General features: G+C 64.9%; 20 protein-coding genes. 13 read left to right on the top strand and 7 right to left on the bottom strand.

Going from position 1 to position 19,835, the window contains the following annotated elements:
* The first annotated feature begins 23 nt into the window (after positions 1-23).
* A complete protein-coding gene (locus tag CCC_RS12745) occupies positions 24-944 on the top strand; it encodes an ethylbenzene dehydrogenase-related protein (protein ID WP_009870707.1) in 921 nt (306 codons plus the stop codon).
* Positions 945-953: 9 nt separating this feature from the next.
* On the opposite strand, the gene CCC_RS12750 is transcribed toward CCC_RS12745, so the two are convergent.
* Positions 954-1,343, bottom strand: coding sequence for a CBS domain-containing protein (locus CCC_RS12750; RefSeq protein WP_041041776.1), 390 nt, complete (start codon positions 1,341-1,343; stop codon positions 954-956).
* Positions 1,344-1,565: 222 nt separating this feature from the next.
* Here CCC_RS12750 and CCC_RS12755 point away from each other — a divergent pair, with 222 nt between their 5' ends.
* Positions 1,566-2,318, top strand: coding sequence for an SDR family NAD(P)-dependent oxidoreductase (locus CCC_RS12755; RefSeq protein ID WP_009870709.1), 753 nt, complete (start codon positions 1,566-1,568; stop codon positions 2,316-2,318).
* A gap of 34 nt (positions 2,319-2,352) precedes the next feature.
* On the opposite strand, the gene CCC_RS12760 is transcribed toward CCC_RS12755, so the two are convergent.
* Both CCC_RS12760 and rnr read right to left on the bottom strand, forming a co-directional pair.
* Positions 2,353-3,927: a S41 family peptidase gene (locus CCC_RS12760; protein WP_236686377.1), complete on the bottom strand. Its 1,575-nt coding sequence runs from the start codon at positions 3,925-3,927 to the stop codon at positions 2,353-2,355.
* A gap of 186 nt (positions 3,928-4,113) precedes the next feature.
* Positions 4,114-6,375, bottom strand: a complete 2,262-nt coding sequence (gene rnr / locus CCC_RS12770; protein WP_009870711.1) for a ribonuclease R — start codon at positions 6,373-6,375, stop codon at positions 4,114-4,116.
* A gap of 110 nt (positions 6,376-6,485) precedes the next feature.
* Between rnr and CCC_RS12775 the strand changes: the two genes are divergently transcribed.
* The 6 genes from CCC_RS12775 to CCC_RS12800 all read left to right on the top strand — a co-directional run bounded on the left by CCC_RS12775 (position 6,486) and on the right by CCC_RS12800 (position 12,043).
* Positions 6,486-6,881 (top strand): hypothetical protein, encoded by a 396-nt coding sequence (locus tag CCC_RS12775; RefSeq protein ID WP_009870712.1) that lies wholly within the window; start codon positions 6,486-6,488, stop codon positions 6,879-6,881.
* 48 nt (positions 6,882-6,929) lie between these two features.
* Complete coding sequence (locus CCC_RS12780; protein ID WP_152619772.1) at positions 6,930-7,373, top strand: TRAP transporter small permease subunit; 444 nt, start codon at positions 6,930-6,932, stop codon at positions 7,371-7,373.
* Positions 7,373-8,785 (top strand): TRAP transporter large permease subunit, encoded by a 1,413-nt coding sequence (locus tag CCC_RS12785; protein WP_009870714.1) that lies wholly within the window; start codon positions 7,373-7,375, stop codon positions 8,783-8,785. Before CCC_RS12780 ends, CCC_RS12785 begins: the two co-directional genes overlap by 1 nt.
* Before the next feature lie 75 nt (positions 8,786-8,860).
* Positions 8,861-10,540 carry an energy-dependent translational throttle protein EttA gene (gene ettA, locus CCC_RS12790; RefSeq protein WP_009870715.1) on the top strand — a complete coding sequence of 560 codons (1,680 nt, stop codon included), beginning with the start codon at positions 8,861-8,863 and terminating at the stop codon, positions 10,538-10,540.
* 11 nt (positions 10,541-10,551) lie between these two features.
* Positions 10,552-11,517: an ankyrin repeat domain-containing protein gene (locus CCC_RS12795; protein WP_009870716.1), complete on the top strand. Its 966-nt coding sequence runs from the start codon at positions 10,552-10,554 to the stop codon at positions 11,515-11,517.
* Positions 11,518-11,602: 85 nt separating this feature from the next.
* Positions 11,603-12,043, top strand: coding sequence for a CBS domain-containing protein (locus tag CCC_RS12800; protein ID WP_009870717.1), 441 nt, complete (start codon positions 11,603-11,605; stop codon positions 12,041-12,043).
* Between the two features lie 26 nt (positions 12,044-12,069).
* Here the strand turns inward: CCC_RS12800 and CCC_RS12805 are convergent, their stop codons facing one another.
* On the bottom strand, positions 12,070-12,261 hold the full coding sequence (locus CCC_RS12805; RefSeq protein ID WP_009870718.1) for a hypothetical protein: 192 nt from the start codon (positions 12,259-12,261) through the stop codon (positions 12,070-12,072).
* Between the two features lie 219 nt (positions 12,262-12,480).
* On the opposite strand from CCC_RS12805, the gene CCC_RS12810 reads away from it, so the two are divergent.
* Entirely contained in the window at positions 12,481-12,888 is a 408-nt protein-coding gene (locus CCC_RS12810; RefSeq protein WP_009870719.1) for a hypothetical protein, read from the top strand.
* Positions 12,889-13,014: 126 nt separating this feature from the next.
* Here the strand turns inward: CCC_RS12810 and CCC_RS12815 are convergent, their stop codons facing one another.
* On the bottom strand, positions 13,015-13,488 hold the full coding sequence (locus CCC_RS12815; RefSeq protein ID WP_009870720.1) for a low molecular weight protein-tyrosine-phosphatase: 474 nt from the start codon (positions 13,486-13,488) through the stop codon (positions 13,015-13,017).
* Positions 13,489-13,536: 48 nt separating this feature from the next.
* Here CCC_RS12815 and cobB point away from each other — a divergent pair, with 48 nt between their 5' ends.
* The 3 genes from cobB (at position 13,537) to CCC_RS12830 (ending at position 18,117) form a co-directional block, all read left to right on the top strand.
* Positions 13,537-14,265 (top strand): Sir2 family NAD+-dependent deacetylase, encoded by a 729-nt coding sequence (gene cobB / locus CCC_RS12820; protein WP_082036612.1) that lies wholly within the window; start codon positions 13,537-13,539, stop codon positions 14,263-14,265.
* 66 nt (positions 14,266-14,331) lie between these two features.
* Complete coding sequence (locus CCC_RS12825; protein ID WP_009870722.1) at positions 14,332-16,221, top strand: potassium transporter Kup; 1,890 nt, start codon at positions 14,332-14,334, stop codon at positions 16,219-16,221.
* Positions 16,222-16,224: 3 nt separating this feature from the next.
* Positions 16,225-18,117 carry a potassium transporter Kup gene (locus CCC_RS12830; RefSeq protein WP_009870723.1) on the top strand — a complete coding sequence of 631 codons (1,893 nt, stop codon included), beginning with the start codon at positions 16,225-16,227 and terminating at the stop codon, positions 18,115-18,117.
* Positions 18,118-18,171: 54 nt separating this feature from the next.
* On the opposite strand, the gene CCC_RS12835 is transcribed toward CCC_RS12830, so the two are convergent.
* Positions 18,172-18,705: a carbonic anhydrase gene (locus tag CCC_RS12835; RefSeq protein ID WP_009870724.1), complete on the bottom strand. Its 534-nt coding sequence runs from the start codon at positions 18,703-18,705 to the stop codon at positions 18,172-18,174.
* An 84-nt stretch (positions 18,706-18,789) separates the two neighbouring features.
* Complete coding sequence (locus tag CCC_RS12840) at positions 18,790-19,134, bottom strand: hypothetical protein (protein ID WP_009870725.1); 345 nt, start codon at positions 19,132-19,134, stop codon at positions 18,790-18,792.
* A 197-nt stretch (positions 19,135-19,331) separates the two neighbouring features.
* Between CCC_RS12840 and CCC_RS12845 the strand changes: the two genes are divergently transcribed.
* Positions 19,332-19,808, top strand: a complete 477-nt coding sequence (locus CCC_RS12845) for a hemerythrin domain-containing protein (protein ID WP_009870726.1) — start codon at positions 19,332-19,334, stop codon at positions 19,806-19,808.
* Positions 19,809-19,835 lie beyond the last annotated feature (27 nt).

Genomic DNA, 19,835 nt, shown 5'->3' on the forward strand with positions numbered 1-19,835 from the left:
GTCTCTCAACCAGGAAGACCGCCATGAACCGCACCGCCCTTACCGCCCTGATGGTCCTTGCCTCCACCCCGGCTTTCGCCCTGGATTGGAGCGACGTCCCGGCCAAGGAGGTTGTGCTGTTCTATCCCGGCCAGTCCTCATTGGAATGGGTGCTGTCGGGCGATCACGGCGGAGCGCCCAAGGTGAAGAACGGCAAGGCCTGCAAGGAGTGCCATCTGGGCGAGGAAAAGGACATGGGCGCCACCTTGGTGTCGGGAGCCAAGAACGAACCCGCCCCCATGGCGGGCAAGCCCGCCTTCATCCCCGCCACCGTCAGGGTGGCCCAGGAGAACGGCAGGCTGTTGGTCCGCCTGGAGTTCAAGGAAGGTGCCCAACCCGATTCCAAGATGGACCCGGACTTCGCCACCAAGGTTACCATGATGCTCGACGACGGCACTTTGCCCGAGGCCACCCAGGCAGGCTGCTGGGGCACCTGCCACGAGGACGCGGCCAAGATGCCAGCCGGTGGAACGGGCGAACGCACCAAATACCTGAACCGCAGCCGCGCCAAGCCCAGCCGCCAGGGGGCGGGCGACGAACTGGTGGCGGCGGCCGAACTGGAGAAGATGCGGGCTTCGGGTCAGGTGATGGAATTCTGGCAGGCCCGCCTGAAGCCCGGCATGGCGGCCGTGGCCGCCAGCGGCACCATCTTCGACAAGCGCATGGAGACAAAGCCCTCGGCCGTCACCGCCGAGGCCAGCTCAAACGGCGATGCCTGGACCGTGACGCTCAGCCGTCCGCTCTCGGCCCCGGCTCCCTACAAATCCATCGAGACGGGCAAGACCTATACGGTTGGCTTTGCCATTCATGCCGGTCACACGGCCCGGCGCTTCCACTACGTCTCGCTGGAGCACAGCCTGGCCCTGGACAAGGGCGACGCCGACCTGATCGCGGTGAAGAAGTAGAGGAAGGGCTCAGCCCTCCTCCTTCAAGGCCTTGACCAGATCGCCGATGGAGACCAGGCCCAGGAGTTCGCCATCCCCGACCACGGGAATGTGACGGCAACGTGTCTCGGTCATGATCTCGAGGATTTCCGCGACGCCATCATCGGCCGAACAGGCGATCACGTCGCGGGTCATGGCATCACTCACCGACATGCTGATGATATCCGCGCCGAGCCGCGCGAAAGACCGGGAAATATCGCGTTCGGACAAGATGCCGACGATCCCTCCGGCCCGGTCGGAACAGATCAGGGCCCCGATATTCTTTTCGAGCAACAGGGACGCCGCCTCACGCAGCGAGGCGCTGGGCGCCACTGTATGGATCGTGTGCCCCTTACGCCCAAGCACATCGGAGATCCGCATTTTTCATCCCTTTTCCGAGCCAGAATATTGCACCGCAATATATAGCAGCCCGATACGAACGGACTTTAATCAGATCAGCAACGAATCTTATCCCGATTGCGAACAATGTGCAAATGGCCCGCCCGAAAATGAGAGGGAGGGGGACTTGACCGGCCTCAAAGTGCTGGAGGGGCGATCCATGCGCCTTTGGGGCTCCCTTCCCCCCATGAGGATAAACCTGCAATGACACGTCCCCTCGACGGCAAGATTGCCATTATCACCGGCGCCAGCAGCGGCATCGGTCAGTCCATCGCCCTGCGCTTTTTGGACGAAGGCGCCAAGGTCGCCATCTTCGCCCGCAACACCGCCGCCTTGGCTGAAATCGCCAAGGGCCGGGAAGACTCCGTGCTGGTGGTGACCGGCGACGTGACCAGCGCGGCCGATCTGGAACGGCTGGTGGCCGAGACGGTCAAACGATTTGGCGGCGTCGATATCGTGGTTCCCAATGCCGGTATCGCCAAGGTCGTGCCCTTCGAGCAGAGCGACGCGGCGGCCATCGATCACCAGTTCAGCGTCAACTTCACCGGCGCGGTACAGACGGTTCGCGGCTTTCTGCCTCATATCCGCAAGGGCGGTTCGGTGCTGTTCGTCACCACCTTCCTGACCCAGGTGGGCTTCCCCGGTCTGGCCGTCTACAGCGCCAGCAAGGCGGCGCTGAAGTCGTTCGCCCAGACCCTGGCCGCCGAACTGGCGCCCAAGGGCATCCGGGTGAACTCGGTGGCCCCCGGCCCCATCGGCACACCCATCTGGGGCAGCATCGGCCTGCCCGCCGATGTTCTGCAGGCTGTGGCCACCCAGGTGACCGCGCGTCTGATGCCCGGAGCCTTTGGCGAGCCCGGCGACATCGCCGCGACTGCCGTCTTCCTATGCTCGGACGGCGCCAAGAATATCTGGGGTCAGGAAATCGTGGTCGACGGCGGCTATACCATCGGCTGAGCCTCGCCGCCCCGCCTTATGCCCGCCCCAAGGGTCAGTGCGACCCGGTTTCCGGCGACGGCCGGGTCTGCAAGGCTTCCAGCCCCCGGCTGGGAGCCGAGGCGGCCAGGGCGCGGGCATAGGCGGCGCGGTTGGACAGCAGCCTGTCGGCCAGTTCCATCTCCAGTTTGCTGTCGCCCAGCCGGACGGGAGGACAGGTATCGCGCAGGCGGTGGCGTAGTTCCGTATCCTCGATGCCGGTGCCGCGCCACACCGCCAGGGTCTCGGTGGGCTTGCCGGGAAAGAGGCCGCGTCCGGCGGCCTCGACCATCTGGGCCGCGGTCTGGCCCGTGCCGCCGGTGCACAGGACGGGCAGAACGCCCAGTCCGTGCAGGGCATAGCCCGACGGCGCATGAAAGCGCGACCATGTCAGGGTGATTTCGCCGTCATTGGGCAGGCGCACCACGGTCTGGACCGTGCCCTTGCCGTAGGAATTGGTGCCGACCACCACGGCGCGCCCGGCGTCTTGAAGGGCGGAGGCGACGATCTCGGCAGCCGAAGCCGAGCGTCCGTCCACCAGCACCACCAGGGCCAGATCCTCGCCGATATCGCCGGGCTTGGCCTCGAAGGCATTGGCGGCGGCCGGGTGGCGGCCCTTGGTGGAGATGATGGTGCCCTCGGTCACGAAGAGATCGACCACCGCCACCGCCTTGTCCAGCAATCCGCCAGGATTGCCGCGCAGGTCCAGCACCACGCCTTGAAGCCCCGCGCCCAGCCGGTCGCGAATTTCCTTCAACTGGTTTTCCAGGCTATAGGCGGTGCGCTGGTTGAAGCTGGTGATCTTGAAATGGGCGATGCCGCCGGCCACGGAAGAGCTCACCGTCTGGGGCACGATCAGCGATCGGCGCAGGGTGAATTGCAGCATCTGGCTGCCGCGCCGCAGGGACAGGACCAGTTCGGTGGCCACGGCGCCCCGCAGCCGGTTGGAAATGTCGGCCCGGTCCAGCCCCTTGACCGCTTCGCCATCGATGGCGGTAATGACGTCACCCGAGCGCAGGCCCAGTTTGGCGGCGGGGCCGTCGTCCACCACCTCGACGATGCGGACCTCGCCGTCAATCAGATCGAATTTGATGCCGATACCCCCAAAGCCCGAACGGTTGGAGCGGTGTTCGCGCGCTTCCTTGGCCCCGGCATAGCGGGAAAACAGATCGGCCTTGCCCAACGCGCCCTCGAACACCGCCTGATACAACCGCTCGGCATCGGCGTCGCGCAGGCGCTCGGAGACCTGGGATGCTTCCAGCGCCGCATTGACGGTGATGCGCGCCCAGCCCACCGTGTCATCGGGCGGCGCGGCGGGAAAATCGGCGACCACCCGTTCCGTGGTGGACAGGCGCAGACGGCCCTGGTCCAGGGTAACGCCCAGCTGCGGATCGATCTCGGCCAGACCGCGCAGCCCGTCCAGCGCGATGGTCTGGGCGGTCACCGGCTGAAGGTGACGTTCGACGATGGCGTCGAAGCCGAACGCGATGGTGCGCTCGGCCTCGCCCGCCACCCAGCCTGCCGAGGCGGGATGCGCGAGGAGAGACACGGCCAGGACGAACCCGGCTCCCATGGGCGTGGATCGAATCATCGGGGCGATTATGCGCAAGGCCGGTTCCGCGGGTACAGAAATTTCACCGATCCCCGATTTGAAGCGAACCCGGCAAGAAGCCTCCGTCATCCCGGAAGCGCAACGCGTTATCCGGGATCCAGGGGGAAACGGCTCCTGGATCCCGGCTCTCACGATGTTCGGCCGGGATGACGACTGAAAACAACGTCACCGTCCCTTGCGCCGCGCGCCGCCGCCGGGACCACCCCCACCGGGACGGAACGGTCGGGTACCAGGACGCGGCGCGCGGGCCGATCTTGCCTCGACACCGCCCAGGCGGAAGACCATGGAGCCGGTCAGCGTATTGGCCTCGGCCAGTTCCACATCCAGCTTCTGGCCCAGTTGGAAGGTTTTGCGGGTGCGCTTGCCCACCAGGCAGTGATGCACCTCGTCATGGACGTAGAAATCCTCGGGCAGCGTCGAGATGGGCACCAGCCCATCGGCCCCGGTCTGGTCCAGGGTGACGAACAGGCCGAAGCGGGTGACCCCAGACACCTTGCCGCTGAACGTGGCGCCCACCTTGTCCGACAGGAAGGCGGTGACATAGCGGTCCACCGCTTCGCGCTCGGCGGTGGCGGCGCGCCGTTCCGTTACCGAAATATGCTCGCCCCATTCGGCGAACTCTGCGACTGCATCCGCAGGCAAGCCGCCCTCGCCCAGATGCAGCCCCGCGATCAGGGCGCGATGGACCAGCAGGTCGGCATAGCGGCGGATGGGCGAGGTGAAGTGGGCATAACGCGCCAGCCCCAGGCCGAAATGGCCGATATTCTCCGGGCTGTACTGGGCCTGGGCCTGCGAGCGCAGAATCACCGCGCTGACCAGATGGGAATTGGCGGTGCCCTCCACCGCCTCCAGGATGCGGTTGAAATGGGCCGGGCGCAGCACCTGCCCCTTGGCCAGCTTCAGATCCATGGAGGACAGGAATTCCCGGAGCCCGTCCAACTTTTCCTGGCTGGGCAGATCGTGGATGCGATACATGCAGGGCTTGTGGACCTTTTCCAGGGTCTCGGCGGCGCAGACATTGGCCATGATCATGAAATCCTCGATCAGCCGATGGCTGTCGAAGCGTTCGCGTTCGGTGATGGAATCCACCTTGCCCTCGGGCGTGATGACCACCTTGCGCTCGGGGATGTCCAGTTCCAGGACGCCGCGTTCCTTACGCTCGCGGAACAAGGCCGCCCAGGCGCCGTAAAGGGGCTCGATCACACGGGCCATCAGGGGCGCGGTCTTGTCGTCGGGCTGTCCGTCCTTGGCGGCTTGAACCTGGGTATAGGTCAGCCGCGCCTGGGAACGCATCATTCCACGCACGAAACGATGGCGCAGCTTGTTGCCCAGCGCGTCCAGCCAGAACTCCACCGCCATGCAGGGGCGGTCCTCGTCGGGTTTGAGCGAACACCAGCCGTTGGACAGTTCCTCGGGCAGCATGGGCACCACCCGGTCGGGGAAATAGACCGAGTTGCCGCGCTTGAACGCTTCCTTGTCCAGGGCATCGCCGGGGCGCACATACCAAGACACGTCGGCGATGGCCACCAGACAGTGCCAGCCGCCAGGATTCTTGGGGTCCGTATCGGGTTCGGCGGCCACCGCGTCGTCGAAGTCGCGCGCGTCCTCGCCGTCGATGGTGACCAGGGGAATCTTGCGCAGATCGCCGCGCTCGCCCATGGGCGCCGGTCCCTCGGCGGCGGCCTGCTTCAGGGCGGCTTCCGGGAATTCAAAGGGAATATCGTTGGTATGGATGGCCACCAAGCTGACCGAGCGCGGCGCGCCCAGCATCCCCATGCGCTCCTTCACCGAAGCCTGACGCAGGCCGTAAAGCCTTCCTGGCATGATATCGGCCAGGACCAGCTCGCCCATCTTGGCGTCGCCGGTCTCGCCCCGGGGCACCATGTATTCGGCCTTTTCCTTGCGGCTTGTGGGCCGGATACGCCCCGACCCGTCGGGATTGGGCTCGAACACGCCCAGCACGCGGGCGCGGGCCTCGCCGACGATGCGGATGGCGCGGGCCTCGTAGACATCCTCGCCCCGTACCCGCCGCAGCTTGGCCAACACCCGGTCGCCGATTCCTACCGCCGCCTCGCCGGGACGGAAAGGCGCCATGAAGATGCGCGGCGGACGGCCCTCGCCCTCGTAGTTCAGGGGCCGGGCCAGCAATTCACCGTCGGCATCGCTGCCGATGATCTCCACCACGCCCACATCGGGCAGGGCGCCGGGACGGGCAAAGCGCCGCTTCTGGCCGCGCTCCACTTCGCCTTCCTTCTCCAACTCCTTCAAGATGGCCTTGAGGTCGATCTTGTCGCTGCCCCTCAGATTGAAGGCCCGCGCCAGTTCCCGCTTGCCCACCCGCCCCGGCTGGGCACGGATGAAGTCGAGGATTTCCTGCTTGGACGGAATGGGGACGATTTTCTTCGGCTTGGATGGCGGCTTATTCATCCCCCCAGCCTATAGAGCGAAGGGGCCGGGGGCAAGGGACGGCCCCTTGACCCCCATCAAGGGACCGCCTCCTCCCCCATGCTCTGATGCTTCCTCAAGGAGCATACCCCATGACCAAGCCCGCGATTTTCCGTATCCGCCTGGACGATCCGGGGGCCGAAGCCATCTTTCGGCGGTTCACCGCCGCCATCTGCGGCGAGAGCGGACATGGACGCCATGCGGTGCTGGTCTTTGGCGCGGAGGAGCCACGGCTTATATTGCAGAACAGTGGGCGCTGCCTGGATGCCGACACGCCGTGGCGCATGACCCGCGAGGTGCTGGCCCCGGTCTTTCTCTTCGATGATCAGGTGGAATGGGTGGCGCTGTTTCCCATGGAGGACTGGCAGATGCGGTGCGACGCGGCGCTTGGGGCCTCGTTCACCGACACCCGTTCGTGGTCGCGCCTGCTGGCCGAGGAATTGGCCGCCGAACTGCCCATTGTCACCCACCTGATCGTTTCGCGCTGAGATGGGCTCCGTGCTAGCCTGAGCGGCATGAAGGCGTTGCGGCAATCCATGGACCGGATTCTGGGCTGGTCGCGCTGGCTGGTGGTGCCGGTCTGCGTGCTGCTGTTGCTTCAGTGGCCGTTGCGCGACCTGATCAAGGCCGGATCGCGCGAAGCCAACGATTCCGCCCAGGCGCTGTTCGCGCTGTATATCGCCCTGGCACTGACCTTCGCCAGCCGCCGCGGCGCCCATCTGACCGCCGCCTCCTGGGCCGAGTCCTTCGCCCCGCGCACCCGGCGCAACATGGCGCGGATGGGGGCCCTGCTGTTCCTGGCGCCGTGGTCCCTGTTCATCCTGGTGAGTTCCACCCCCGCCACCTGGCAGTCGCTGCGGCAATTGGAGGCCTTTCCCGATACCTATAACCCCGGTTACTTCCTGATCCGCCTGGCCACCTGGGGGCTGGCCGCGCTGGTCCTGGTCCAGGCGCTGATCCAGGCGAGGAGGCCCCTGTGATGGAGGCGGTAGGCCTGATCATGCTGGCCGCCGTGGCGGCTCTGCTGGGCCTGACCGGGCTTCCGGTTTTCGTGGTGCTGGTGGGGGTCTCTGTCCTGGCCGCCGTTTTCGGCCTCGGCGCTGGCATCTTCACCCTGCCCGTCCTGACCGCGTTGCCCAATCGCCTGACCGGCCTGTTGGAGAACGACCTGCTTCAGGCCCTGCCCCTTTACGTCCTGATGGGCGCGCTGCTGGACCGTCTGCCCCTGGCCGAGACCCTGTTCGGCGGCGCCGCCGCCATGGTCCGGCGCTGGCGGGCGGCGCCTCTCCTGGCGGCCCTGGGCGTGGGCGCGCTGATCGCCCCCATGAACGGGTCGGTGGCGGCCAGCGCCTCGACTCTGGGCCGGGTGGTGGCGCCGCGCCTGAAAGACGCGGGTGTCGGGCCGGAACGCTCCCTGGCGGTCATCTGCCTGGCCAGCACCATGGGCGTGGTGGTGCCGCCCTCGCTGGTCCTGCTGTTATTGGGCGACGCCATGATGCGCGCCCATACCGAGGCCCTGAACGCCACCGGCCAGTTGACCCGTATCCTCAACACCCAGGATCTTTTCCGGGGCGCCGTAATCCCCGCCGCCCTGCTGCTGGGCCTGTTCCTGGCCGCCGCCCTGTGGACTGGCCGCACATCAGAGCGCGGCACGGTGCCGAAGATGAGCGGCAAGGGGTTGCTGCTGGCCGGAGCCACGGCGGCCTTCATTGCCCTGTTGCTGGGCGGCGTGGCCCTGGGGCGCTTTTACGCGGTGGAAGCCGCCGCCATGGGGGCCTTCGCTCTGGCCCTGGGCGGAGCCCTTTCGGGCCATCTGACCCTTAAAGTTCTGAACGACGTGCTGGCCGACACCATGGCCGTCAGCGGCGCCCTCTTCGCCCTCTTCGCGGGCGCCACCACCTTTACCCTGGTGTTCCGCCTGTTCGAATCCGACCGGTTGCTGGCCCGTCTGGTGGAGGCCCTGCCCTGGGGTACCACCGGCGCCCTGGGCGGCGTGCTGGTGATCCTGGCGCTCTCGGCCCTGGTGCTGGACGCCTTCGAGATCATCTTCGTCCTGGTGCCGGTGCTGATGCCGCCCCTGCTGGTCCGGGTGCCCGACACCCTGTGGGTGGCGGTGGCGGCTTTGCTGACCCTTCAGGCCAGTTTCCTGGTGCCGCCGCTCGGCCAGGCGGTGCTGATGGCGCGGCGCGCCGTGCCCCAGGCCCTCGGCATAGGCAGGTTGATGCGCGCCCTGGCTCCCTTCCTGGCCCTTCAGATGGCGGTGTTGGCCCTGGTCCTGGCCTTTCCCGCCCTGGTCCATCTGACCGAACCCGCGGCACAGATGGCACCGGTTTCAAGCGGCAGTGCCGACTGGAGTCCGGTCCAACTCTACTCCCCCGAGGAGCAGAGGTAGTTCCCACGCTTGACGGGGCGGTTCCACCCGTCTACTCAGTCTCCCCAAATCGTCACGCCCAAGCGGAGAGCCCCCATGGCCTCGTACCAGTACGTCTATGTCATGAAGAACCTGACCAAGGCCTATCCCGGCGGGAAGGAGATCATGAAGGGGCTGACCTTGAGCTTCCTGCCCGGCGCCAAGATCGGCGTGCTGGGCGTCAACGGCGCGGGCAAGTCGACCCTGCTGAAGATCATGGCCGGCATCGACAAGGAATATGGCGGCGAAGCCTGGGCGGCCGAGGGCGTCAAGATCGGCTATCTGGCCCAGGAACCCCATCTGGACCCGGCCAAGGACGTCATGGGCAATGTCATGGAAGCCGTGGCCGAGACCAAGGCCCTGCTGGACCGCTTCGAGGAAGTCTCGGCCAAGTTCGCCGAGGAGCTCTCCGACGACGAGATGAACGACCTCATCGCCGAACAGGGCGAGTTGCAGGAAAAGATCGACCATCTCAACGCCTGGGACCTGACGCGCACCATCGAGATCGCCATGGACGCGCTGCGCTGCCCGCCCGGCGATGCCGACGTGACCACGCTTTCGGGCGGCGAGCGCCGCCGCGTGGCGCTGTGCCGCCTGCTGCTGTCGCATCCCGACATGCTGCTGCTGGACGAGCCCACCAACCATCTGGACGCCGAATCGGTGGCCTGGCTGGAGCGCTTCTTGGAAGATTATAGCGGCACCGTGGTGATGATCACCCACGACCGCTACTTCCTGGACAATGTCACCGGCTGGATCCTGGAGCTTGAGCGCGGCCACGGCATCCCCTACGAGGGCAATTACACCTCGTGGCTGGAGCAGAAGGGCAAGCGCCTGGAGCAGGAAGAGCGCGAAGAGACCGCCCGCATGCGCGCCATCCGTGACGAGCTGGAATGGGTGCGGTCCAGCCCGAAGGCCCGCCAGACCAAGAGCAAGGCCCGTATCAGCGCCTTCGAGGATCTGGTGGCCAAGTCCCAGGAAAAGGCCACCGGCCCCGCCGTCATCTCCATTCCGCCCGGCCCGCGTCTGGGCGGCAAGGTGATCGAGGCGGTCAACGTCTCCAAGGCCTTCGGCGACAATCTCTTGTACGAGAACCTGAATTTCCGCCTGCCGCCCGGCGGCATCGTCGGCATCATCGGCCCCAATGGCGCGGGCAAGACCACCTTGTTCCGCATGATCACCGGCCAGGAACAGCCGACCTCGGGCTCGTTCACCGTGGGTGAGACCGTGGTGCTGGGCTATGTGGACCAGAGCCGCGATTCGCTCGATCCCGACAAGACCGCCTTCGAGGAAATCTCCGACGGCCAGGAGGAAATCGACCTGGGCAAGCGCAAGATCAATTCGCGCGCCTATGCCGGTCTGTTCAACTTCAAGGGCGCCGACCAGCAAAAGAAGGTGGGCGTGCTGTCGGGTGGCGAGCGCAACCGCGTCCATCTGGCCAAGATGCTGAGCCGTCCCGCCAATGTCATCCTTCTGGACGAACCCACCAACGACTTGGATGTGGAGACCTTGTCCGCCCTGGAAGACGCCCTGGCCGAGTTCCCCGGCTGCGCCGTGGTCATCAGCCATGATCGCTTCTTCCTGGACCGCATCGCCACGCACATCCTGGCCTTCGAAGGCGATTCCCAGGTGGTTTGGTTCGAGGGCAATTACCAGGATTACGAGGCCGACCGTCACCGCCGTCTGGGCACCGACGCCGACCAGCCCCACCGCATCAAGTACAAGCCGATCAAGCGCTAGGGACCTGCCCCATGTCGAAGCACACGGTCGTCGCTGCCGCCTGCGCCCTATTGCTGGCGGCGGGAACCGGGGCCTGGTTTCTGTCGGGCCGGGCGCCCGCCTCGGGAGGCGACGAACTGGCGGCCCTGCCCGGCGACGGCCTGGTCACCTTCGCCCGCATCCAGACCGAGATGAACCGTGCCGGAGCGGGCCGATCCGCCCTGCCCGCCGATGCCAATGCCGACAAGCTGGAAGCCATCGGCGGCGCTTTGCGGGAATTCCTGGCTGGCAATACGGTCAAGGCGTCCAATATCCTCGACGACATCGATGCCGAGATCGAACTGCGCGTGCCCACCGACGAGCAGGTGGCCGCCGACCCGCTGCTGGCCGACAAGGAAGAGTGGCTGGTCAGCTATTTCGAATTGCTGCCCGACGCCCCCCAGGGCAAGGGCGTCAAGGCCGACACCTATGTCTTCATCCGTTATGCCCTCAGCTTGCGCAAGGTCGAGGCCATCTTGCTGGCCGAGACCATGCCTTCGACCAAGGGCTATGATCTGGTGGCGCGCAAGACCGAGCCCGAGCCTTCCGTCTTCGACGGCATGAATCTGCGCTTTCCCTGCCGCATGGCCGCCAGCCACCGCGCCCTTCTGGAAGAGACCGCCAAGCGTCTGGGGCCGCTCATGGGCGGGCCGCTGACCGATTGCCCGACTCCTAAGGGCCGCGAGGCCGATTTCAACCTGCTCGAACGCATCGCCCGCGATCCGGCCGGGGCTCTGACCTCGGAAAGCAATGGCCATGGCCATCTGCCGCGCGATCTCAAGACGCCGCTGATGACCGCCGCCGCCAAGGGCAGCCTGACCGATATCGAGAAAGTCCTGAAGGCCGGAGCCGATCCCCACCGGGCCGATGCGCGCGGCCGCACCGCGCTTCATTACCTGCTGGGCAATTCGGGATTGAAGCCCGAGGAGCGGACCCAGGCGGTCAAACTCCTATACTGATGGCCGTCTCCCTTGAAGGGATGCGGGCCCGCCCCAAAGTGTTAGGGGGGAGAGCCCGCAGTTTCGCGTTCAAGGGAGGGTGTCCATGATCGTCAAGACCATCCTGAAATCCAAGGCCCGCGGCGGAGGGATCGTTTCGGTCACCCCCGACGCCAGCATCGGTGACGCCGCCCGCCTTTTGGCCCAGCACAAGATCGGCGCCGTTCTGGTCATGACCGGCGACCGGGTGGCGGGGATCTTGTCGGAACGCGACATCGTGCGCGGTCTGGCCGACGCCATGGATGTCTGCGTCACCGCCAAGGTGCGTGATCTGATGACCGCCGAAGTCTTCGTCTGCCACGAAGACGACACGGTCGAACGCTTGATGGAAATCATGACCGCCAAGCGTATCCGTCACCTGCCGGTCATGGACTCCAGCGGCGAGGTGACGGGCATGGTCACCATCGGCGATGTGGTGAAGTCCCGGCTGGACGAAACCAAGATGGAAGCGGAATCCTTACGCGATTACGTGATGGCCGGGCGCTAAGCCCGGTTCCTTCGGCCAGACGTCTTTTAGCGCAATTGCCATTCAGGCGCCGGGCCGCTGGACAGCCCGAAGCGGAAGTGCGGGCACTCCCCATCCCGGTCGTCCTGGCCTTCCAGCCGAGCCGAGGCATTGCAGCAGCGCTCCATGGTGAAGTAGCGGCAGGCATGGCAGCGAATGGCCAGATAAGGCTGCTTGGAAAGGGCCTCGGCGGCAAGCATCTACGTATTTCCCCCAGTGACTCGCTACGATCTACCCTGCCCTGGCGCCCAGCTCAATAGGGTTGACACCCGAACTAAGCGAAATTTCATAAATTCATACCTTTGAACTCCCGTCGCTTCCATGAACCACTTCACATTCCATTCGGAATGCGCCCTCTTTGCGCCGCTCTGACGGGCGTGTACCCTTGAGCTTCGGTCGATGACAATGGGGAGGATCAGGTGGGAACCATCTACGTGGCCAGGAGCAAGGGGCTGCAAACCTGGGGGGCCGATGTGGGCCTGGGAAAGAATCTCTACGCCATCGGCTATGTGGAGGATCGCACGCCCGAAGAGACTCTGGCCGCCGGTCTGGCGGGCGAGAAGGACTGGGTTCTGGTCAAAAGCCAGCCAGCCGAAGGCACCGACGAGGCCGCCCTGCTGGAGCGCCTGGGCCGCAAGGAAAAGCTGGTCGATCCCACCTATTACCCCCGCATCCGCGGCGCCCGAGGACTGGTCAAGGTCGACCCGGCCAAGGTAGAGAACTCCATCCGCATCCGAAAGGCGCTGGAAACCGGCCAGGAGCCCAAGGAGATCAAGGTCAAGCCAGCCGACATCGCCCAGTACCTGATCAACAACGCCTTGGGGTGATGCCGCCTGTCATCCCGACGCCCCTGGGCGGAGGGATCTCCGCCTGGGCCATGGCAGCCGAACCGGTAAAGCCGTCCCAGGATGAGATCCCTCGGCTTCGCTCGGGATGACAAATTCGGAAGCGCTCTATGCCAGCCTGTCGCGGATATGGGCCAGCAGACCGGCCGATCCCGCTTCGATCATGTCCAGCACCCGTTCGAAGCCGTCGCCCTGGCCGTAATAGGGATCGGGAACGTCCTCGATCCCCAGATGCGGCGCGAAGGACAGGAACAGGGCCAACCGGTCGCGGCGATCGGGCGGACAGGCGCGGCTCATGATATCCAGATGCCCGCGATCCATGGCCAACAGCAGATCGAACTCGTCGAAATCACTCTTCTTCAACTGCCGGGCCCGCAGATCCTTCAGATCGAAGCCCCGCCGCCGCGCCGCCTCGGTGGAACGGCGATCCGGGGGCTCGCCCACATGGTAGGCATGGGTCCCGGCTGAATCCACCACCACCTGGCCCGACAGCCCCTCGGACGCCACCATAGTGCGCAGCACCCCATCGGCGGTGGGCGAGCGGCAGATATTTCCCGTGCAGACGAACAGAACCTTGACCATGGGCGCTTCCTGGATTTTGGTTAGACGGCACTATAATGGGGCTAGGCCATGGCTGGAAAGGCCGGGACTGAAATGGGTAGCATCGTCATCCTGACCGGGGCGGGGATTTCCAAGGAATCAGGCCTGGACACCTTCCGCGACAGGGATGGCATCTGGTCCAAGGTGCGCATGGAGGATGTGGCGACGCCCGAGGGTTTCCGCCGCGACCCGGCCAGGGTTCATGCCTTCTACAATGCCAGGCGGCGCAATCTGGCCGAAGGCGGCGTCACGCCCAATGCGGCCCATGCCGCCCTGGCGCGGCTGGAGAAGGACTGGCCGGGCGAGGTGCTGCTGATCACCCAGAACATCGACGACCTGCACGAGCGCGCCGGGTCGGAGAACCTGATCCACATGCATGGCGAATTGCTGAAGATCCGCTGCGTCAAATGCGCCCGCCCCTTTGCCTGGACCGCCGATCTGGGGCTGGACGACAAATGCCCCGATTGCTACCGGATCGGTTCGCTGCGCCCCCATGTGGTGTGGTTCGGCGAGATGCCCCTGGATATGGAACGCATCATGGAAGCGCTGATGGATTGCGCGCTGTTCGTCTCCATCGGCACATCGGGCCATGTCTATCCGGCGGCGGGCTTCGTCCAAACCGTGCGCGCGCAAGGACGCGCCCATACGATCGAGCTTAATCTGGAGCCTTCCCAGGGCACCTCCCTGTTCCATGAAACCCGCCTGGGGCCTGCCTCCCAGCTTGTTCCCACCTTTGTCGAGGACCTGCTGTCACGCTAACCACTCTTGACTCTCGGCGCGATATCAGTAGCCATGTGGCCCAGATGCCTAAGGGGGACACCTGATATGACGGCCCATGGCGGAGACGGAAAGTCCCGCAACGTCGCTGGCCTGATGCTCGCCGCCATCGGCGTGGTGTTCGGCGACATCGGCACCAGCCCGCTTTACGCCATGAAGGAAACCTTCAGCGGCCCGCACGCGGTCGTCATGGACAAAGGCAATATCCTGGGCGTTCTGTCCCTGATCTTCTGGGCCATCACCATCATCGTGTCATTCAAATACGTCGTCATCATCATGCGCGCCGACAATCGCGGCGAGGGCGGGTCCCTGGCGCTGCTGGCCCTGGTGAGCAGCGCCGCCGAGAGCAACCGCCGCCTGTCGCTGATGGTAAGCGCGCTGGGTATCTTCGCCGCCGCCCTGTTCTATGGCGATTCCATCATCACCCCGGCCATCTCCGTTCTGTCGGCGGTGGAGGGGCTTCAGGTCGCGGCCCCCCATCTGGAACAATGGGTGGTGCCCCTGACGCTGTGCATCCTGTTCGTGCTGTTCGCCATCCAAAGCCACGGCACCGATCTGGTGGGCAAGATGTTCGGCCCCGTCATGCTGGCCTGGTTCCTGACGCTGGCCATCCTAGGCATCCGCAATCTGTCGCACGCGCCGAGCGTTCTGGCGGCGCTCAGCCCCCATTACGCCATTTCCTTCCTGTTCCGCGAGGGCTGGCACGGCTTTCTGGCGCTGGGCTCGGTGGTTCTGGCGGTGACGGGGGCCGAGGCGCTTTACACCGATATGGGCCATTTCGGCCGCCTGCCCATCCGGCTGGCCTGGTACATTCTGGTGCTGCCCGCCCTGATCTTGAACTATTTCGGCCAGGGCGCTCTGTTGCTTCACGATCCGGCGGCCATCACCAATCCCTTCTTCAATCTGGCGCCCGCCAGCCTGGCCCTGCCTTTGGTGATCCTGGCCACCATGGCCACGGTGATCGCGTCGCAGGCGGTGATCTCGGGCGCTTTTTCCGTGACGCGCCAGGCCATCCAGCTTGGCTTCCTGCCGCGCATGGAGATCATCCACACCTCGGAAGAGGAGATGGGGCAGATCTACCTGCCCTTCGTGAACTGGCTGCTCATGTGCATGGTCATGACCTTGGTGGTGGGCTTCAAGACCTCGTCCAATCTGGCCGCCGCCTATGGCGTGGCGGTGACCGGGACCATGGTGATCGACGCCTTGCTGGTCGGCACCGTGATGTTGCTGATCTGGAAGTGGAATCCGCGCAAGGTCAAGCTGATGATCGGCGGCTTCCTGGTGGTGGATCTGGCCTTCTTCCTGGCCAATTCCGTCAAGATTCCGGACGGCGGCTGGTTCCCCCTGGTGGTGGGCGGATTGCTGTTCACCATCCTGACCACCTGGAAGGACGGCCGTAAGCGCCTGCTGGCGCGGCTCAAGGCCGACGCTCTGCCGGTAGAGGACTTCCTGGCCTCGCTGTCGGACCGGGTGCCGCGCGTTCCCGGCACCGCCGTGTTCCTGACCGGCACCTCCGAAGGCGTGCCCATCGCCTTGCTGCACAACATGAAGCACAACAAGATCGTCCACGAGCGCGTCGTGCTGCTGACCGTGATCGTCGAGGAAGTGCCTTTCGTGCCCGAGGAGAGACGGTTGGAAAACCGCCTGCTGGCGCCCAATTTCCACCGGGTCTTCCTGCGCTACGGCTTCATGGAAAGCCCGAACATCCCCAAGGCCCTGGCCCATGCCCGCACCGATCAGCTGGGCTTCTTCTACGAGCCCATGTCGGTCTCTTATTTCGTCTCGCGCGAGACCTTGCTGCCCACGGAAAAGCCCGGCATCAAGGGGTTGCGCGACACCTTGTTCGCCACCCTGGCCCGCATGGCCACCAGCGCCATGGACTTCTTCCACCTCCCCAGCAATCGCGTCGTCGAGCTGGGCAGCCAGATCGAGATCTAGGCCATGGAAACCCCTGCCGCCGAAAAGACCGATCTGAAGCGCCTGGGCACCCTGGCCCTGGCCGCCATCGGCGTGGTCTATGGCGATATCGGCACCAGCCCGCTTTATACGCTGAAGGAATGCTTCGATCCCGATCACGGCATCCCTTCGACGCCGGAGAACATCTTCGGCATCGCCTCCCTGGTGTTCTGGGCCATCATCTTGGTGGTGACCTTCAAATACGTGCTGTTCGTCATGCGCGCCGACAACCGGGGAGAAGGCGGCATCCTGGCCCTGCTGGCGCTGACCATCCGCGCCACCGGCGGCGACCGCGGCAAGGTGGGAACGCTGGTGGGCCTGGGCCTGTTCGGCGCCGCCCTGTTCATCGGCGACGGCATGATCACCCCGGCCATCTCGGTCCTGTCGGCCATCGAGGGACTGGAGGTGGGAACCCCGTTCTTCACGCCTTATGTGGTGCCGCTGACGCTGATCGTGCTGATCGCGCTGTTTGCCATTCAAAGCCACGGAACCGAATTGGTGGGACGCCTGTTCGGGCCGGTGATGGTGGTGTGGTTCGTGACCATCGCCAGCCTGGGTCTGATCGAGGTGGTGGGGCATCCCGCCATCCTGACGGCGATCAACCCGGCCTATGGCGTCACCTTCCTGTTCACCCATGGCTGGATCGCCTTCGTGGTGATGGGCTCGGTGGTGCTGGCGGTGACGGGCGGTGAGGCGCTATACGCCGATATGGGCCATTTCGGCAAATTCCCCATCCAGCTGGCCTGGTTCACCCTGGTCCTGCCCGCCCTGACGCTCAGTTATTTCGGCCAGTCCGCGCTAATCCTGGATAACCCGGAAGCGGCGAAGAACCCCTTCTACATGCTGGTGCCGGGCTGGGGCCTTTATCCCATGGTGATCCTGTCGACCATGGCCACGGTGATCGCCAGCCAGGCGGTGATCTCGGGCGTGTTCTCCCTGTCGCGCCAGGCTGTCCAACTGGGCTATTCGCCGCGTCTGGACATCCGCCACACCTCGGACGAGGAAGAGGGGCAGATCTATATTCCCCGCGCCAATTGGGGATTGCTGCTGGGCATCGTCGCCCTGGTGGTCGGCTTCAAGAGCTCCACCAATCTGGCTGCCGCCTACGGCATCGCGGTGACCGGCACAATGGGGGCGACCACCATCCTGGCCCTGGTGGTGGCGCGGCACCAATGGAAGTGGCCGCTGTGGCTGTGCCTAACCCTGGGCGCGGTGTTCCTGACGGTGGATCTGGGGTTTCTGGGAGCCAATCTGCTGAAGGTCACCCAGGGCGGCTGGTTCCCCCTGGCCGTGGGTTTCGGCATGCTGCTGCTGATGGCCACATGGCGCAAGGGGCGCGACATCCTGACGCGGCGCCTTGCCGACGGCGCCCTGCCTCTCGACATGTTCATGGCGCAGCAGAAGGACTCCACCTCCATTCTCAGGGTGCGCGGCACCGCCGTGTTCATGACCGGCGGCACCGATACGGTGCCCATCGCCTTGCTGCACAATCTCAAGCACAACAAGGTGCTGCACCAGCGCATCGTGTTTCTCACGGTGGTCACCGAGGATATTCCCCGCGTCCCGGCCCGCGACCGGGTGGTGGTGGAAGGCCTGGCAGAGGGCTTTTACCGCATTACCGTGCGCTATGGTTTCTTCCAGGAGCCGGATATCCCTAAGGTGCTGCGCCTGTGCAAGGCCTTCGGCCTGGAATTCGAGATGATGGACACCTCGTTCTTCCTGGGCCGCGAGACGCTGGTGCCGTCCACCCATCCCGAAATGCCGGAATGGCGCGAGCGCCTGTTCGTCATCATGAGCCGCAATGCGGTCTCGGCCACCGACTTCTTCCACATCCCCGCGGGCCGCGTGGTCGAGTTGGGCATTCAGGTGCAATTGTAGCCACGAAAAAAGCCCTCCGCCCATGGGGCGAAGGGCTTTCTCGCCTCAGAGCGCTCAGGCGACGGTTTCGACCTTGCCCTCCAGGTCCATCAGCAGCAATTCCACCGCCAGGGCGGGATACTTGACGTTGATGGCCGTACGCAGGGCGCGCAGCTTGGCGGTGTGGGATTCGGTCTCGGTCGCCTTGTCCTTGGCCGAATCGGGCCCCAGGAACACCTTGTAGGCGCCACAATCGCGGTGATCCATCACGATGATCTTCTTGATGTGATGGAGGTCGAGGGCGACTTTCACATGATCCCAGAAGGTCTGACCCCAGGACAGGTTCTTATCCTGCAGCACGCCCAGGGAAGCCCCGGCCAACACCACATGGTCATACTTGTTGGTCATGGCGCGGCCGTCCATGTAGTGGACGATATCGTCCATCAGACGGTAATCCATGCAAGACAGCAAAAGAGCCTCGGTATCGCCGCCGGCAAGGCTGACGGTCGGCTTGAAGCTTACCCAAAGAGCGGCGCCGGCCCCCAGGGCCAGCTTGACGAATCCGCGGCGGGACAGATCTTTGAGGGCGTCAGTACAGCATTGGGACATGTTGCGTTTCCTCCTCCGGCACATCTTCCGGAAAAGGATATATCAATTGTATGAGAGTAGAAACCCCTGCGAGACAGCGGCGCGTCAGATGATCTTGGATTCCTCGTCGCCGGAAAACATGCCCGAAACACCCGACAGGTAGGAGCGCATGGAGCGCCGATCCAACAGCTTGTCCTGGGCGGCGGAGGGCAGGTCGGTGAAGGCGATCAGCCGCTTTTCCACCAGCACCGCCACCAGATCCTCGACCACGCGGATGAAGGCCAGATCCGAGGCCAAAAAGCGGGCGGAGCTGCGCTCGCCGCCGGTGTCGCGGAATAGGAAGTCCAGCACGTCGGGATGGCTGGCCGGAAGATTCTCCGCCGCATTTTCCGTGGCCTGCTCGTAAAGCCCGACCACCCGGCCGAGCGCATCGCGGCTGACATAGGGCATGGATACGTTTCCTGGCAACGCTTGACGGCAAAAGGTAACCCATCGGCCGGTCCGGGTCGCTGGCAAAATCTTGAGGATGAAAGATACGGTTACAGAGCGATTCAATCCATAGGCGGACTTTGCGAACCGCGATGTGGTTGAATTCCCCATGAGGTAATTCCCACCCGGAAAGAAGGTGGTTGTTGGGGAGAAGTCCAATGCGCACCATGGTCTGGTCTGAGCATTTCGCCCTGGGGCACGACAGAATCGACCGCGAGCATCGGCGCCTTCTCGAACTCTCCGCGCAAATCGAGGCCAGGGCCGAGACGACCACCGACCTGGATGACATTCTGCCCCTGTGCCGGGATTTCTTCCGCCTGCTGGTCGCCCACTGCTTCTATGAGGAGCAGTTGTTGCGCAAGCTGCCCCGCGACCGCTTCGGCAGCCATGTGGACGAGCATTGCCGCGGCCATGCCCGCCTGATCAAGCAGGCGCAGACCGTGCTGACCGGGCAGGTGCCCTCCGGCTTCGAAAGCCTGCAGGGATTTTTCGGCGCCTATTTCGAACTGATGCACGACCTGCTGGTGGACGACACCGAACTGGTCGGTTCGTTGATCCGCGAGGGCTATCACCGTCTGGGCGCGCCGGAAGTGTATGCCAATTGGCGCCCCGATGGGGCCGCGTCGCCGGTTTGACAAGCGGGCCCGGTGGGTGTAGCCATC

The organism is Paramagnetospirillum magnetotacticum MS-1, assembly GCF_000829825.1.
GTDB classification, from domain to species: Bacteria; Pseudomonadota; Alphaproteobacteria; order Rhodospirillales; family Magnetospirillaceae; genus Phaeospirillum; species Phaeospirillum magnetotacticum.

Bases quoted from the DNA above. Each gene is read 5' to 3' on its own strand.
- cobB (WP_082036612.1), top strand. From the start codon at position 13,537: ATGGCTGGAAAGGCCGGGACTGAAATGGGTAGCATCGTCATCCTGACC.
- CCC_RS12785 (WP_009870714.1), top strand. From the start codon at position 7,373: ATGGAGGCGGTAGGCCTGATCATGCTGGCCGCCGTGGCGGCTCTGCTG.
- CCC_RS12815 (WP_009870720.1), bottom strand. From the start codon at position 13,488: ATGGTCAAGGTTCTGTTCGTCTGCACGGGAAATATCTGCCGCTCGCCC.
- CCC_RS12775 (WP_009870712.1), top strand. From the start codon at position 6,486: ATGACCAAGCCCGCGATTTTCCGTATCCGCCTGGACGATCCGGGGGCC.
- CCC_RS12795 (WP_009870716.1), top strand. From the start codon at position 10,552: ATGTCGAAGCACACGGTCGTCGCTGCCGCCTGCGCCCTATTGCTGGCG.
- CCC_RS12800 (WP_009870717.1), top strand. From the start codon at position 11,603: ATGATCGTCAAGACCATCCTGAAATCCAAGGCCCGCGGCGGAGGGATC.
- CCC_RS12830 (WP_009870723.1), top strand. From the start codon at position 16,225: ATGGAAACCCCTGCCGCCGAAAAGACCGATCTGAAGCGCCTGGGCACC.
- CCC_RS12745 (WP_009870707.1), top strand. From the start codon at position 24: ATGAACCGCACCGCCCTTACCGCCCTGATGGTCCTTGCCTCCACCCCG.
- CCC_RS12780 (WP_152619772.1), top strand. From the start codon at position 6,930: ATGGACCGGATTCTGGGCTGGTCGCGCTGGCTGGTGGTGCCGGTCTGC.
- CCC_RS12825 (WP_009870722.1), top strand. From the start codon at position 14,332: ATGACGGCCCATGGCGGAGACGGAAAGTCCCGCAACGTCGCTGGCCTG.
- CCC_RS12755 (WP_009870709.1), top strand. From the start codon at position 1,566: ATGACACGTCCCCTCGACGGCAAGATTGCCATTATCACCGGCGCCAGC.
- CCC_RS12840 (WP_009870725.1), bottom strand. From the start codon at position 19,134: ATGCCCTATGTCAGCCGCGATGCGCTCGGCCGGGTGGTCGGGCTTTAC.
- CCC_RS12750 (WP_041041776.1), bottom strand. From the start codon at position 1,343: ATGCGGATCTCCGATGTGCTTGGGCGTAAGGGGCACACGATCCATACA.
- rnr (WP_009870711.1), bottom strand. From the start codon at position 6,375: ATGAATAAGCCGCCATCCAAGCCGAAGAAAATCGTCCCCATTCCGTCC.
- CCC_RS12760 (WP_236686377.1), bottom strand. From the start codon at position 3,927: ATGATTCGATCCACGCCCATGGGAGCCGGGTTCGTCCTGGCCGTGTCT.
- ettA (WP_009870715.1), top strand. From the start codon at position 8,861: ATGGCCTCGTACCAGTACGTCTATGTCATGAAGAACCTGACCAAGGCC.
- CCC_RS12845 (WP_009870726.1), top strand. From the start codon at position 19,332: ATGCGCACCATGGTCTGGTCTGAGCATTTCGCCCTGGGGCACGACAGA.
- CCC_RS12835 (WP_009870724.1), bottom strand. From the start codon at position 18,705: ATGTCCCAATGCTGTACTGACGCCCTCAAAGATCTGTCCCGCCGCGGA.
- CCC_RS12805 (WP_009870718.1), bottom strand. From the start codon at position 12,261: ATGCTTGCCGCCGAGGCCCTTTCCAAGCAGCCTTATCTGGCCATTCGC.